9 protein-coding genes and 2 pseudogenes are annotated in these 15,010 nt (G+C 70.5%); 4 read left to right on the forward strand and 7 right to left on the reverse strand.

The features are described 5' to 3' along the window. Positions 1-22 precede the first annotated feature (22 nt). Together ACWC2T_RS20225 and ACWC2T_RS20230 are read right to left on the reverse strand one after the other, a co-directional pair. On the reverse strand, positions 23-2,947 hold the full coding sequence (locus ACWC2T_RS20225; RefSeq protein ID WP_450671714.1) for an AfsR/SARP family transcriptional regulator: 2,925 nt from the start codon (positions 2,945-2,947) through the stop codon (positions 23-25). A gap of 588 nt (positions 2,948-3,535) precedes the next feature. Then, positions 3,536-3,706, reverse strand: coding sequence for a helix-turn-helix domain-containing protein (locus tag ACWC2T_RS20230; protein ID WP_450671715.1), 171 nt, complete (start codon positions 3,704-3,706; stop codon positions 3,536-3,538). 309 nt (positions 3,707-4,015) lie between these two features. On the opposite strand from ACWC2T_RS20230, the pseudogene ACWC2T_RS20235 reads away from it, so the two are divergent. Both ACWC2T_RS20235 and ACWC2T_RS20240 read left to right on the forward strand, forming a co-directional pair. Next, a pseudogene (locus ACWC2T_RS20235) lies at positions 4,016-4,228 on the forward strand (IS6 family transposase); the annotation flags it as partial. Positions 4,229-4,756: 528 nt separating this feature from the next. Beyond that, a complete protein-coding gene (locus tag ACWC2T_RS20240; RefSeq protein ID WP_450671716.1) occupies positions 4,757-7,537 on the forward strand; it encodes an AAA family ATPase in 2,781 nt (926 codons plus the stop codon). A gap of 67 nt (positions 7,538-7,604) precedes the next feature. On the opposite strand, the gene ACWC2T_RS20245 is transcribed toward ACWC2T_RS20240, so the two are convergent. Beyond that, the gene (locus ACWC2T_RS20245) at positions 7,605-8,099 is read right to left on the reverse strand and encodes a hypothetical protein (RefSeq protein ID WP_450671717.1); all 495 of its coding nucleotides are present in this window, start codon (positions 8,097-8,099) and stop codon (positions 7,605-7,607) included. Next, complete coding sequence (locus ACWC2T_RS20250) at positions 8,096-8,989, reverse strand: multidrug effflux MFS transporter (protein WP_450671718.1); 894 nt, start codon at positions 8,987-8,989, stop codon at positions 8,096-8,098. Before ACWC2T_RS20250 ends, ACWC2T_RS20245 begins: the two co-directional genes overlap by 4 nt. A gap of 242 nt (positions 8,990-9,231) precedes the next feature. On the opposite strand from ACWC2T_RS20250, the pseudogene ACWC2T_RS20255 reads away from it, so the two are divergent. After that, positions 9,232-9,414: pseudogene (locus ACWC2T_RS20255) on the forward strand (transcriptional regulator); the annotation flags it as partial. A gap of 58 nt (positions 9,415-9,472) precedes the next feature. Beyond that, positions 9,473-9,751 carry a hypothetical protein gene (locus tag ACWC2T_RS20260; RefSeq protein WP_450671719.1) on the forward strand — a complete coding sequence of 93 codons (279 nt, stop codon included), beginning with the start codon at positions 9,473-9,475 and terminating at the stop codon, positions 9,749-9,751. Here the strand turns inward: ACWC2T_RS20260 and ACWC2T_RS20265 are convergent. The 3 genes from ACWC2T_RS20265 to ACWC2T_RS20275 form a co-directional block, all read right to left on the reverse strand. Further along, the gene (locus ACWC2T_RS20265) at positions 9,742-10,998 is read right to left on the reverse strand and encodes a protein kinase domain-containing protein (RefSeq protein WP_450671720.1); all 1,257 of its coding nucleotides are present in this window, start codon (positions 10,996-10,998) and stop codon (positions 9,742-9,744) included. The two genes, ACWC2T_RS20260 and ACWC2T_RS20265, sit on opposite strands and share 10 nt — an antisense overlap. Positions 10,999-11,100: 102 nt before the next feature. Then, positions 11,101-12,183, reverse strand: coding sequence for a sugar ABC transporter substrate-binding protein (locus tag ACWC2T_RS20270; protein WP_450671721.1), 1,083 nt, complete (start codon positions 12,181-12,183; stop codon positions 11,101-11,103). Between the two features lie 7 nt (positions 12,184-12,190). After that, complete coding sequence (locus tag ACWC2T_RS20275) at positions 12,191-14,731, reverse strand: SpoIIE family protein phosphatase (RefSeq protein ID WP_450671722.1); 2,541 nt, start codon at positions 14,729-14,731, stop codon at positions 12,191-12,193. Positions 14,732-15,010 lie beyond the last annotated feature (279 nt).

The raw sequence follows: 15,010 nt of genomic DNA on the forward strand, positions 1-15,010 counted from the left end.
CGGACCAGCATGCCTCCTGGTATCAGCCGACCGACGTCATCGGGCTGCCCAGGATGGCAACGATGTCGGCCCGTACGGCAGCGGCCCCGCTGTGGTCCAGGATCCGCTCCCGAATCCTGGCCGATCGCGAGTAGTACTGGACGGCCTGTTCCACGCGACGCAGGTGGGCATTGACCCGGCCGAGGTCGTGCAGCACGTACCCCTCTCCGACCAGGTCGCCGCTCGCCCCGACCATGGCGAGGACCTCGAGCAGGGTCCGCTCCGCCGCCTCGTACCGCTGCTGGTACATCAGCATCTGGCCCAGCCGCCGCAGTGCGAGGGCTTGGCCCCGGTCGAAGCCCGCTGACCGGCAGATCCCGAGAGCCTCGTCGAGATACGAACGGGTTAGCGCGAAATCCGCTCGCCGCATCGTGATGTGTGCCATCTCGCCAAGCACGTACGCCCGGCCAATGACGTCCTGCGCCCGCACGAAGTTGCGCTCGGCGCTCTCGTAGAGGGTCAGTGCCCGATCGTCGTCACCGCGGTGCCGCTCGATGCGCGCCATGTCACGCAGGCACAGCGCCTGACCACGCACCTCACCAACCCGCTCGAAGATCTCCAAAGCGGTGCTGAGGTAAGGGCCTGCTGCCTCATACTCACCCCGGTACAGGTGCAGGGTCCCCAACGAGCCGAGTACCGCCGCCTGGCCCCGTTCGTTGCCGGCCTCCTGTACCGCGGTCAGCGCTACCTGATGTGTGCGCTCCCAGAGCTCTGGATAGCCACGGGCCTCGAAGAGCGTCACCAGAGTCGTGGCCAGCTCCCAGCACAACTCGTCCAGCCCGGACCGGGCCGCCAACTCGACCGCGTTCAACAGGTTGGTCTGCTCGCGCTCCAGCCACCCGAGCGGGTCGCGGAGGCACCGCTGGACATGGTCCTCCGGCGGATGCCACCGCTCGCCCGAGCCCGCCACGATGGTGTACGTACCGCCGTAGATCTCTTTGTGCGCCCTCTCCGCGAGCGCCATCCAGCCACCGACCATACGCCGCACCGCTCCGGCGCGTTCTGCCTCCGAAGTCTCCGCGGGCAGCCGTTCGTGCGCGAACATCCGTACGATCTGCGACAGTCCGCATCGGAACTCCCCGCCCTGGTCCATGGCGGTGATGTCGAGGAGCCGCATGTCGATGAGCGGTTCCAGCAGGTCAGTGGAGTGCGGCGTGCGGTCGTCGACAAGGGCGGCACCCAGCCAGCTCGGAATCTCCGTCCCCTCGGCCAGGCTGAGCAGGCACAACAGGCGACGGTCGGCCGTCGCCAGGCCGTCGTAGCTGAGCGAAAGACTTGCCCGGATCGACAGCTCGCCGTGTGCCAGCTCGTCCAGTCGGCGGTGCTCGTTCTCAAGCCGGTGCCACATGGAGGTCAGTGACCAGTGCGGGCGCGCGGCCAGGCGCGCGCCGATGATACGCAGCGCGAGGGGCAGCCCGCCCACCAAGCGTGTGAGGACCCCCGCTGCCTCCCGCTCGCTCTCCACACGGTGCTCTCCAATGATCCGCCCCAGGAGCTGGACGGCCTGTTCCTGGCTCACCGCCTCCAAGTCGAACCGGCGTGTGCCCGGCAACGCCGTGAGCTGGCCGCGGCTGGTGACCAGCACGCTGCTGCTGCCGGTTCCGGGTAGCAGGGGCATCACCTGCGACTCGCTCATCGCGTCGTCCAGCAACACCAGGATCCGTCGATCGGCCAGAAGACTGCGGTACATCTCCGTGCGCTCGTCGAGCGCATCGGGTATGGCTTGGCCTGGTACGCCCATCGCTCGGAGGAACCGCCCCAACACCTGGGCCGGACCCACCGGTTGTCCGCCGGGCCCGCGGAGGTCGAAGTAGAGCTGTCCGTCCGGGAAGTACTCGGTGGCGAGTCGGTGCGCCACGTGCCTGGCCAAGGTGCTTTTGCCGACACCAGGGCCGCCAAGCACCAGGACCACGTTCAGCTGCCCCATGTCCTGTCCCTCGGTGACGGCGTCGCAGACCGCGGAAACGATCGTGTCGTCGGCTACGAGATCGCCGATGTCGGCGGGAAGCTGCCTTGGGGTGACGACCGGGTCGGGATCGGCACTACGCTCTTCCACCGCCTCAGAGAGCGGCGTCGCCAGGAGAGAACGTGGTTCGGCCGGTTCAGCCGGTTCGGCCAGTGCCAGGTCAGCGTCGTCGGTCAGGATTGCCTGTGCCAGGTCGCGTAGTTCCCTCCCTGGGTCCAGGCCCAGTTCTTCGATGAGCATCGCGCGGCCCTGGTGGTAGGCATCCAGCGCCTCCGCCTGCCGGCCCGAACGGTACAACGCCACCATGAGGTGCCCCCGCAGCCGCTCACGCAGCGGATGGCCGGCGACAAGCTGCATCAGCTCGCCGACCAGGTCCTCGTGACGGCCCAGCTCCAGCGACAGCCGCATGCAGGTCTCCACCGCGTCCAGGCGCCTCTCGTCCCACTGCGCTGCCGTACCGGCCAGGACTTCGCTGGGTACACCAGCCAGGCACCGCCCCCGCCACAGGCCTATCGCCGAGCGAAGCGTCTCCACCGCAGGCATCTTCAGACCATCACGGGCCAGGGCATGCGCCTCAGTTACCAGGCGACGGAAGTTGCTGACGTCGGTCGCATCCTCCGGCGCCCTCAGGATGTACCCGCGAGCGCGGGTCTCGATGGTGGCGTCAACTCCGCCGTTCGAAAGTGCCTTGCGGAGCCGGGAGATGCAGATCTGTACTTGGGCTCGTGCGGTCTTCGGCGGACCCTGAGCCCAGATGACATCCACCAGGCGGGTCGTCTCCACCACCCGGTTCAGTTCTAGCACCAGCGCCCCGAGGACGATCTCTTGACGCCCCGGTGCCACGGACACCGCCCCGAGCTCACCGCTCACCTCAAGCGGCCCGAGCACCCGGAACGGAGCTGCTGCTACGCCGCTGCCGTCGTAATCGGACGAGACTGCCATGCATAACCTGCTTCTGTGGTCCAGGCGACGTGGTCCGGTTTGCAAAGTTGGACGGAACTCATATGACCTGGCTACTCAGCCGCAACCGCCCGCTGCATCGCCAAGCACCTCCGAGAGCTTGGCTGTCGCCGACCGTCGCCCGGTGAAGTCCATGAGCCCGCACCGACAGCTGGAGCCGTGCCGGCTCAGCCGGGGCCGGCGCGTGTTCAGCTGCCTTCGACTTGCTGTCCCATGGATGGTTACCCGCCGTTGCGTTCCGGGGCGGGGAGAACTCCGCCGACGTGGTGTCGTTCATCGAGACTGCTCCGATCAGTGGTGTACCGGGACGGTTTACGGGAGGAAGGGTGCGGTGTGCGCGGCTGGATGGGACCGAGGTCGTGGTGCACCCCAGTCGCTGACCCGGACCGTGCACTCCCTGTGCTGTTCGTGCCAGGTCCGGCCGCTGAAGCGCAGTTCCACGACCAGGTCGGCGTCCGGGTCAGCGGAGGACCGAGGGTGCTGCACAACCCGCAGTGGCCGAAGGCGCCCAAGGAGACGTGCCGGTGGCACTCGGGCTTCTCACCGCCACGGCCAGGCCCAGACGCTCCTTCACGATGCCCGGGGAAAGTGGTGCCGATACTGCCCCGGTGTGACGCCCAGGGTGCGTTTGAAGCGGCGGTGCAGGGTTTCGGCGAAGCCGCACGCTCGGGCGATCGCGTCGATGGTGGTGTCCGTCGTCTCCAGTAGAGCCCGGGCAGCCTCGATGCCGACGGTCTCCACATAGGCGGCCGGGGTGAGTCCGGTCTCGGCGCGGAAGACCCCGGCGATCCTCGGGCCCGTGGTCCTCCTCGACCACGGCGAGCGCCAGGTCCATCCTCGCCGTGATTCCGGCGGAGGTCCACACCGCCCCGTCGTGTACGAAGAAGCTGGAGCGGGGCGGGTCCCGCACTTGGGGCAGGCGCTGGGACCTGACGACAGCGAGCAGGCGGTGGTCCACCGTCTGGCGTCGGCCAGGAAGGCGCCGAAGGGGGTCGCGTTGACCGGTGAGTGAGATGACCTTCGGGTTGGTCCTGGCGGGAGGGGCTTGTCGTGGAAAGCGCGTCGCCGTCGTACACGGGCCACCGCTACCCGGTGGAGATCACCGCGCACTGCGTGTGGCAGTACTTCCGGTTCCCGCTCGGTTTCCGCCAGGTCGAGGAGCTGTTGCACCAGCGCGACGTGACCGTCTCCCACGTGACCGTTTGCCGCTGGTGCTTGAAGCTCCGCAAGGGGCGACAGGCCCAGGGCACCGAAAGGGCCGAGCAGTTCGGCGGCGGAAAGCACCTCTTTGGGAATCAGACTGGCCAACGCCGCAGCGGCTGGCCGGTGTTCGTTCTCGGGGCGCTTCGTCCACGCCGCCACCAGACACGACCGATGTAAGCAGCATCTCGGCTGACGCCATTTCACCACACGGGCGGGCACCGCCACGGGCACCCGAGCCGGCGGCACAGCGGTGCCGTCTGCCGTACCGGCGTGTGTCATCCGGATTGAGTTGAGCACCTGTCTCCTGTCTGCGCCCCGCCACTTCTGTGGGGTCAGAGGCGGGTGGAATCGTGTTCACCCTCGTGTGACGTGCGTGACCAGCGCAATCGTGGAGCACCACGACACGGACCACGAGATCGGCCGGCCGGAACCACGACAGTGGGAACGTGATGCCGGAAGCGACATGCCGGTTCCGTCGCACAGGTGCGCGACCATGGTGGTTCTTCTCACGCTGTAGGTCACGCCACCGATGTCCGGCGCACTGCGTCCTCGTGAGTGAGGACGCTCACGTCCGCACAAGGAGGCAGGATGTCCCGACCGGCATGTCCACGACGGGAAGCGGCCCGGCTGCTGGCCACCGCGACCGAGCGCGCTCGTGCGGGCACCGGTCGTCTGGTCCTGCTGCGGGGTGCCACCGGCATGGGCCGCACCACGGTCCTGGAGGCCGCCGCCGAGGACGCCGCCGCCCACGGTATGCAGGTGCTGCGCGCCCGCTGCTCCGCCGGCGACTCCGCGATCCCCTTCGCCGCCATCCTTCAACTTTTATGCCTCGTACCCGAGTTCGTAGATGCCGCGTGGGACGGCGATGAACGGGCGACCGGTGCCCGGCTGCGACGGGTGCTGCGCTCGTACGCCGAGCAGTCGCCGCTGCTGATCACCGTGGACGATGTGCACCTGGCTGACCCGGCGTCCCGTCGCTGGCTGGTGGAGTCCGCCCGGCTCATGGACCGGCTGCCGATCGTCCTGGCGGCCACCGAGCGCAGCCAGTACGACGTCGATCCGCCCGCACAGGGCCTCGCCCACAGCCTCTCCCCCGCCCTGGTCACCACGCACACCCTGACCCCGCAGTCCGACAACTCGGCAGCGGCAGTTGTCCGTTCGGCCTTCCCGGACGCCGACGACTCGTGGATCGAAGACTGCATACGGGCCGGCGCGGGCAACCCCCTGCTGCTGCGCGCCCTGCTGGACGACCTCTCCGACGGCAGTCACCCGGTCGTGCCGGACACCTCGGCCGCGCTGTACCCGGGAGCGTTTTCGGCGGCCGTGCAGTGGTGGCTGGACTGCGCCGGGCCGGGTACCGCGGAGGTGGCGCGGACGCTGGCGATCCTGGACGAGGGCTGGGACCACGGACCCGCCCCCAGTGCGGAGTTCCCCGTCCTCCACATCCCCTCACTCCTCGCCGAACTCTCCGGCGCCGACCCGGCCCGGGTCGCGGGCTGGATCACCGCGATGACCGGCCTCGGACTGCTGCGCCCCGACGGCATGGGCCGCGCCCGCTACGCCCATCCGCTACTGAGGGACGAGATGCTCACCGGCGTGCCCGCGGCCCGGCGGCGCGCCGCGCACCGGGCGACCGCCGAGGCGATGCTGCACCGCGGTGTCTCCAGCGAGCTTGTCGCCCGTCAACTGCTGCTCACCGACGTGGTGGACGCGCCCTGGGCACTGCCGGTGCTTCAGGACGCCGCTTCACTGGCGTTGCGTGAGGGGCACATCGAGGACGCGGTGGCTTTCCTGCGCCGCGCTCTGGACGAACCCCTCTCCGATGAGGGCAGACAACGCCTGCTGACCGAACTGGGCTCACTGGAGTACGCGGTGCCTGGCTCCTCGGCCGCGATCCTGAGGCTCACCGAGGCGCTGCGGCTGCCGGGGCCGCCGCAGGAACGGGTGCGTGCCGCGGTCGCCCTGGGGACGGCGCTGACCGGCCGTGGCAGGACCCGCGCGGGGGTCGAGGTGCTGCGCTCGCTGTTCGGTGCGCTCGCCGACCGTCCCGACCTGGTGTGCATCCTGCGGCAGGCGTTTCTGCAACTGTCCGACAGGGAACAGCTGGTGCGGCAGGAGGCGTACAAGCGGCTGGTCGAGGTGGCCAAGCGCTCGCCGGAGTCGATCAGCACGGCCGGTCACGCGTTCCTGGTGAAATACGCGGTCATGGCAGGTCTGAGCTCGGCGAGGGAGGCGATGCTGCGCCTGCGCGGTCTGCTGGCGGAACCCGCCGACCCGCTGTCCGAGCCGTACCTGCTGGGGACGGCCGCCGCGGTCGCTCAGTGGGCCGACGAACTCGACGAGGCCGAACGGCTGGTGGAGCGCGGTCTGACCGGGCAACGCCCCGACGTCCTGCACCCCATGCACGAGGCGCTGCTCAACATCCGTATCGACATCTTCGCGGCGCGGGGCGACTACACGCGCCTCCTGGCCGACCCGCCGCCCGCCACCGCGACCCCGACCAACGCCCATGCTCACGCGCTGACGGCACTCGTGGAGACGGGCCGCGTCACCGAGGCCGAACACCTGGCCGAAGCCTTCGACTTGCGGACGCCGCAGGAGTCCTGGGAGCTGAACCGGTTCCTGTACGCGCGCGGGAAGCTGCGCGCCGCGAACGGTGACGTGGCGGGAGCCCTGCACGACTTCCTGGAGTGCGGGCGCCGCCAGTCGGCCCGGGAGGTGTTCAGCCCGGTCGTCACCCCGTGGCGCACGGCCGCCGCCGAGTGCCATCTGGCCCTGGGCGTCCCACGGGAGGCGCTCGCCCTGGCCGAGGAGGAGCTGCGCCTGGCCCGAGTGTGGAACACGCCCCGCACGGTGGGCCGGGCACTGCGTGTTCTCGGCACGGCGACCGGCGGGCGCCGGGGTCTGGACCTGGCCCAGGAGGCGGTACGGCTGCTGCGTGGCGGCCCGGAAGGACCGGAGCTCGTGGCGGCGCTGCTGGCCCTTGGCCGTCAGTTGACCGCGTCGGGCGAGTCGTCTGGCGCCCGCGGCATCCTGCGGGAGGCGGCCGGGCTCGCCGAACGCCTGGGCGCGATACGGCTGCGGGACCTGGCGGAGGAGGCGCTGCGTGCGAGCGGTGCGCGCCGCCCGGCGACGCGCACCGGTGCCGCCTCGCTCACCGACAGCGAGCGTCGTATCGCCGAGCTGGCCGCGGGGGGACGCACCAACGCGGAGATCGCGGATCTGCTGCATCTGGCCCGCCGTACCGTGGAGACCCATCTGACGCACAGCTACCGCAAGTTGGGCATCCGACGGCGCAGCGCCCTGAGCACGGCCCTGACCGGGGGTGACACGGCGTGCGGATCTCTGGTCAGTGGCCGGGACACGTAGGGCGAGTCTGACACCAACAGACGAAAGACTTTCTTTGCTCCTACAGCCCCAAGAAGCTTGGGTTCTTCTAGCGCCTGAAATCGGTTGCCTGGAGGCGTTGTGCGCTCCAGGCAACCTCACGAGCGTCACGAGAGCGCGGTGCCCCGTCACCAGGCGTACACCTCGGGGGCTTCGCCTCCGGGGCGGCTGTCACCCGATCGACGGGCCACCCGGTGGCGACGGCGTGTTGTGCTGCCCGGGTGTGGGAGCGGACGGTGAGGGCGTGGACGGTCACGGCGAGCGCGGCGCAGGTGAGGGTGACGAGCCCGAGCGGGAGGGCGGTGCCGGCGCCGCCGAGGCCGACGAGCGGGGCGGCGAGGCCGCCGAAGGCGAAGCGCGCCATGCCGAGCAGTGAGGAGGCGGTGCCCGCGATCTCGGGGTAGTGCGCGAGGGCGAGCGAGGTGGAGGGCGGAGTGGTGGCGGCCACGCCGCTGACCATGGTGAACAGGGACAACACCATGGCCGCCAGCGGCAGTTGCAGACTTGCGGTGGCGAGCAGCCCGCCCGCACCCGCGAGGGTCATGGCGAGGCCCAGGACGAGGGTGCCCTTTTCCGACCACCGCTCCGACAGCCGTCCCGCGACGAAGCCGACGCCATGAATCCGGCGGAGTTCAGCCCGAACGCGAAGGAATAGCCCTGCGGGGAGAGCCCGTAGATGCCCTGCAGGACGTAGGTGGCGCCGCTGAGATAGGCGAACAGGGCCGCGTTGACAAAGCCGGTGATCAGAACGGCGCCGAGGAAGAGCCGGTCGGACAGCAGTCGGCGGAAGTCGCGCCGGCTCTGTGCCAGCCCGCCCACGGTGCGCTCCTGTGGGGGCAGGGTCTCCCGGAAGACGGTCAGGCAGGCCAGGAGAATCACGGCGCCGAGCAGGGCGAGGAAGCCGAAGATGCCGCGCCAGTCGGTGAAAGCGGCCAGCCGGCCGCCCGCGACCGGTCCGACGATCGCGGCCAGTCCGCCGATCACGGTCAGACGGCCGTAGTAGTGCACCAGCTTGCCGCCGGAGTACAGGTCGCGGCCGGCCGCCTGGGCGATCACGATGCCCACCGCGCCGGCCAGGCCCTGCACGAAGCGGGCGGCGACCAGCGACTCGACGCTCGGGCTCAGCGCGCACAGCACCGAGGTGGCGACGTAGGCGACGGCACCGGCCAGCAGGGGACGGCGCCGGCCGAAGCGGTCCGACAGGGGACCTGCGCCCACCTGACCGAACGCCAGGCCGAGCAGACAGGCGGTAACCGTGAGCTGCGCGGCCGACGTCGACGCGTGCAGCTCCCGGGTCAGCGCGGGCAGCACCGGCAGGTAGAGGTCCATCGAGATCGGCCCGAAGACGGTCAGCAACGCGAGAACGGCAGCCAGGGCACGGCCGGCCGCTCGCGCGGCAGGCTCGGGATCACGGGGGTGCTCACACGGCTCCAATCGAACAGGGAGGAGGACACCGGTTCACCAGCGGCGCCCAGGCGCCGCAGGGCTCGTCCGCATGCCACACAACCGCGTTCCGCGGCCGTCAGGGAGTTCCTGTGGAGGGGTGTACCGGCGGTACATGCCTGGCTCCGGCACTGGGTTGCCCGGTCGCGTGGGCGAACCACCGCGCTGCACAGGCGATGGTGGCGGTGTCGATGACGAAGCGGTAGCGGACGTCTGAGGCCAGGACGCGCTCGGCCGTGCTCGAAGCCGTCGCAAGGGCGCTGCGGCTGGACGACGCCGAACGGGCCCACCTCCTGCACCTGGCGCAGTCCGCCGACGGCTCCGACGACCTCACCCGCCCCCGGCGCCGCACCACCACCCGGCAATGGACCCCACACCGCAGCCTGCCATGGATCCTCGACGCGATGACCGGGGGACTCGACACGTCATCGGCGACCTCGCACCGGCCTGGGCCGCGACTTCGGCGCCACCGGCGTGGTCGGCGAGCGCGGCGATGAACGCGTCGCCAAGGTCCACGCACCGACCGGCGGAGAAGGCACCCGCAAGGTCCTCGAATGCGTCGGGCTGAAGGACGCGCTCGTGCAAGGCTTCGCCGTCGTACGCGACGGCGGCACCATCAGCCGAGTCGGGACGCCCCAGTTCACCGACGTGCCGTTCGGGTTCGCCGACTGCAGCCACCGATCACGTCGGGGCGGTCTTGTCGTACCGCGCCTACCGCCAAGCGATGGTCGAGCGGTGTGTCGTCAACGATGAGGTGCGCCGGGAGACAGGGTGACCCGCAGAATGGCGTGACGGGGCACCTGGCTGCCGGGCGAGGGTGTCTGTTCACATACTCGGCCGACGGGCGTGCCGGGGTGAGGGCATACTCGGTGTCGGACGGACTGGAGACGTACGCCGGCCGCCTGGGCGCTCGATCGGGCTTCGGCCATCGTCTCGCCGATCAGCGTGGGTGCCGCGATCCGGGGACGAGCAGGAGTGTGGGACCCGGTGATCAGGTAGGTGCACGCGGCGGCCGCCAGCAGCACCGCCATCGCCTGGAGCGGGCGGCGGATGCGCCGTCGATGCACGGGGCGTTCTTTCCGGGGATCCTGGGACGGGGGTAGCTGGGTGTGCCGCATGGTCGCAGGCGGAGCCGGCAGCGCCGTGGTGACCGTCGTGGCACGGTCTGCCAGTACCTTCCCGATGGCGTCGCGCATCTCTTCGGCGCTCTGGTACCGGTCCGCCCGGTCCTTGGCCAGCGCGCGCAGCACCAGGGTGTCGTAGGCGGCGGGCACCTGCGGGGCGCGGGCGGAGGGGGGCACCGGTGCTTCCGAGAGATGCTTCATGGCCACGGCCAGCGGGGTGTCACCGGTGAACGGGGGGCGGCCGGTGAGCAGTTCGTACAACAGGCAGCCGGTCGAGTACAGGTCGGTGCGGAAGTCCACCTGCTCGCCCCGGGCCTGTTCTGGCGAGAGGTACTCGGCCGTCCCCACCACCACCGAGGTGCGGGTGAGGGTCGTACCCGCCCGGTCCACTGAGCGGGCGATGCCGAAATCCGTCACCTTCACGTTGCCCTCGTCGGAGAGCATGACGTTCGCCGGTTTGATGTCCCGGTGGACGATGCCGTGGCGGTGGGCGTGATCGAGCGCCTCCAGCACGCCGGCGGTGAGTTCCAGGGCGTGCTCGGGTGCGACGGTCGGTGCCTCGCACACGAGTTGGAGCAGCGTGGTGCCCTTGACGTATTCCATCACGAGGTACGGGACGCGGCGGCCGTCGAGCATGTCCTCGCCCGCGTCATAGACAGCGACGACGGACGGGTGGCCCAACAGGGCCGTCGAGACGACCTCACGGCGAAATCGCGCCCAGTGTTCGGCATCGGCCGCCAGTTCCGGCCGGAGCGTTTTCACGGCAACCCGGCGGAACAGCAGCAGATCGTACGCCAGCCATACTTCGGCCATCCCCCCGCGACCCAGAACGTGTTCCAGACGGTAGCGCCCGCCCAGACGACGCGAACGATCCATGGCGCTCCCCCTCGTTGCCGGCCTCCGCCGAGGCACCGTAGGCGCGGTTCTTGTGGGATCTCTGTGATCCGGGGCCGACAGACGGCCGCCCGTACCGCCCGTCTATGGAGTCAGCCCCGCCTTCGTGCAAGCGGCCCGCAGTTGCTGTGGGCAGATCTGGGCGAAGGTGTACACACCGTCCTTGATGAGGGTCTGCCTGATGTTGGCGGTTGTCACAGCGACCGGGGTGAGCAGCACGGACGGGATGTGGTGGGTGGTAGGGCTGTCTGTCGTCGTCCTGGCGATGGTGCGCAGCTTCTCGCCACGGCCCAGGGCGACGGCCATGGCAGCGGCTGCCTCAGCTTCCGCGCGGAAGGACTTGTAGATCGTCATGGACTGCTCGCCGTTGATGATGCGCTGCACCGCGTCGAGGTCGGCGTCCTGGCCGGTGACCGGTGGAAGGCGCCTGACGTGGGCGCTCTTGAGTGCGGAGATGACGCCTGCGGCCATGGCGTCGTTGGCGACCAGGACGCCGTCGATCCGGCCCGTGCCCAGGGCCGAGATGGCGGCGGACATGTCGGCGTTCGCGTTGTTCGGGCTCCAGCCCGGGGTGTCGTAGGAACGGCCGATCCTCACCTTCCCCCGCAGGACGGACAGTGCGCCCCTCTTGAACGACACGGCGTTGGGGCTGGTCGGGTCGCCGTTCATCATGACGATGGTCCGGTCTCTGGCCGGGGTGTGCATGGCCTTGAGGAGGGCCCGGGCCTGCAGCATGCCGACCTTTACGCCGTCGAAGCTGACGTAGCCCGAGACCGGCCCGTCGGCGAGCCTGTCGTAGGCGATGACGGGGACGCCCGCGTCGTGCGCCTCCTCGACGGAGGAGCGCTGCGCTCTGTTGTCGGTGGCGCCGAGGATGAGGACCCTGGCCCCCTCGGTGATCATGGCGGTCATCTGTTGCCGCTGGGCCGTTGAGTCGCCGTCGGCGTTGGCATAGGTGACGTTGCAGTGCGGGCAGAGCTGTTTCACCCGCTGCTCGATCAACGGCTTGTCGGAGTTCTCCCAGCGTGGCGCCATCCGGCTCGGCAGCAGCAGGCCGACGGTGAAGCTGTCCGTGCCGGCTTTTCCGCCCCCTGTGCAGGCGGCCGAGGACATGGTCAGCAGGCCCGCGACCAGGGTGCCGACGACATACCGTGTACGGGGCCGCACGTTCCGCCTATGGCACGTCATGATCGGTCCCCGTCCTTGCGTCCGGTTCTGCGCCCACCGAAGCCGGTGCACGACGCGGTACCGCTATCTCGCTGCACACCTGCTTGCCGCCGGCCACCGGCACCGTGCCGAAGGACTCCGACATCGCCTCGACCAGGAGCAGACCCCGGCCGCCGGTCGACTCCCAGTCCACGATCACGGGCTTGGCGGGCGCCCGCGGAGAGGAGTCGCTCACGCAGACACGCACCCGGTCCCCGCGGAGCACCAGGTCGAGACGGACCGGGCCCTGGGTGTGCACCAGGGCGTTGGTGACGAGTTCGGACACCACCAGCAGCACCGGGTCGGTGGCTTCTTCGACGTTCCAGCGGCGCAACGTGCGCGCGGTGAACCGGCGGGCGTGCATGACGGCGTCGGGCAGCCGCCACACCAGCCAGCCCGACCGGATCGGCCGGGTCTTCATGCCGTCGTAGCGCAGCAGCAACAGGGCCGCGTCGTCCTCACGACGGCCGACGTCGCCCAGCAGGGCGTCGGCCAGCCGCCCGGGATCCGAGGGGTCGGCCGCGGCGAGGGTGGCGCGCGTGCGGCGCATGCCCTCGTCCAGGGACAGGTCGGTGGCCTCGATCAACCCGTCGGTGACCAGGGCGAGCACCGTCCCAGGCGCCAGTGCCACCGCGGTCATCGGGAAGTCCGCATCCATGGAGATGCCCAGCGGAAGGCCGCCCTCGACCTCGACCTCCTCGGTGCTGCCGTCGGGATGGCGCAGCAGCGGTGCAACGTGCCCGGCCCGGACGAACAGGACGTCGCCCTCGTCCATGTCCAGTTCGGCGTAGCAGCAGGTGGCGAAGAGATCCGTCTCCATGCCGACGAGGAGGCGGTTGGCGTGCGAGACGACCACGTCGGGCGGGTGGCCCTCCACCGCGTACGCCCTGACCGCGGTACGCATCTGGCCCATGATCGTCGCGGCTGCGGCGCTGTGCCCCTGCACGTCGCCGATGACCAGCGCCACCCGGTCCTCGGAGAGGGCGATGACGTCGTACCAGTCGCCGCCCACCTGCAGTCCTCGCCGGGCGGGCAGGTAGCGGGCGACGGCGATCCCGCCGGGCAGCTCGGGCAGACGTCGCGGCAGCAGGCTGCGTTGCAGCATCGTCGCGAGTTCCTGTTCGGCGTCATGGGCGTGGGCGCGGGTGAGGGCCTGGCCGGCCAGTGAGGCGGCGGCGGTCAGCAGCGAACGTTCCTCGGGGACGAACTCGTGCTTCCGGTCCCAGCCGATCAGGCACACGCCGACGACCCGGCCCCTCGCGGGCAGCGGCAGGACCGCGAGGCCTCCGGGGCCGATGCCGTCGAGTCCCGGTTCGAAGGCGGTGCCGGCCGGCCACAGGTCCATACGTCCGTCCCGCAGAGCCTTCTGCAGGGTGGGCAGGGCGCTGAGGGGTGCGTCGGGCCACTCCGAACGCCACTGGCCACGCCATGTCTGCGGCCAGGCAGCGGGGTGCGGCGGGTCGAGCAGGGTGACCTGGAGCCGTTCGTGCTGCAGCTCGGCGAGCGCCACCCGGTCGGCGCTCAGGGGCTCGCGCAGGGCGGTGATCACCACGTGGCTGACGTCGCGCACGGTGGTGGCCTTGTCGAGTGCGGCGGTCAACCACTGGATCCGGGAGACGTCGTCGGCGCCCCGGTGCAGGACCGAGGTGGCCGTCACCACGCCCAGCACCTGCTCCGGCCGGTCGTCGGCACCCGCCGCCACGCGGCACCTCAGACTCAGCCAGCGCATCTCACCCGTGGGGCAGCGGACGCGGAAGTCCAGTTCCCGTCGGCCGGACGCCCGGGTGGACGGCTCCAGCACCGACATCAGCGCGTGCAGGTCTTCCGGCAGTGCGTGCGCGAGCAGGGAGTCCGCCTTGCCGTCGAAGTCGTCCGGCCGGATGCCGACCAGTTCGCACAGCGTCTCGTCCGCGTCGATCACGCCGGTTTCCGGTACCAGGACGAAGGAGCCGACGCTCATGCGGCGCAGCGCGGAACCCAAGGGTGCCGGTGGCGACCCGTCGCCGGTCCCGGCCTCCAGCACGTCGGCGACCACGTCGGCATAGCGCTCCAGGAAGCGCTGCTGCTCGGCGTCGAAGCCGTTCTCACCGGCGCCCACGACGACGAGGCAGCCGAGCCGTCCGCCCTCGGCGCCGAGGGGCAACGCACCGAGCGATGTCCGCTCTCGCGGCGGCGCCGGACATCCCTCGGGGTAGGAGGCGAGTGCCGCGGGGGTCAGCCACACGGGGCCGGGGCCACGGAAGGCGTGGGCCTCGGGCGAGCCTCCGGACAGGGCCAGGCGCTCGGGCAGCCCGTACTCGGCGGGAGCGCGTCCGGCCGTGTCCACCGACCGCAGGTCGTCAGATCCTGCGCCGGGCACATAGAGCACTGTCAGCTCCGCTCCGGCGAACGTCAGGGCGCGGACGCTCACGGGGGTCTCCGGCGCCGGTGGTGAGCCGGTGTCCGCGATGCCGGCCTCGGCTGTCCCCGGCTGCGAGAGTCCGGCCCGGGCGCTGCCGTCGTGAGGCATGTCCGCATCCACCTCCCGTCCGTGCCGAGGTGCCGACCGGCGGCCACCGGGCACTCCCCCCTACCAGAATCGCATAGAGGGATGAACCGGACAGATTGCCGTCGCGTCGACTGCGCGGCACCGAGTTCGCAGTTCATCATGGCCGGTGCCACACTGACGAAGTGGTCGTTATGCCGCTTTCGTCCGGTCCGGGCGCGTGCGGGCCGAGACCCCGCCTCGCCCCGGTGGACCACGCCGCTGCACCGCGGTCGCAGCCGCGTGGCTCCAGGGAGGAGGGAG

The sequence above is a fragment of the Streptomyces sp. NPDC001393 genome, from assembly GCF_053597455.1.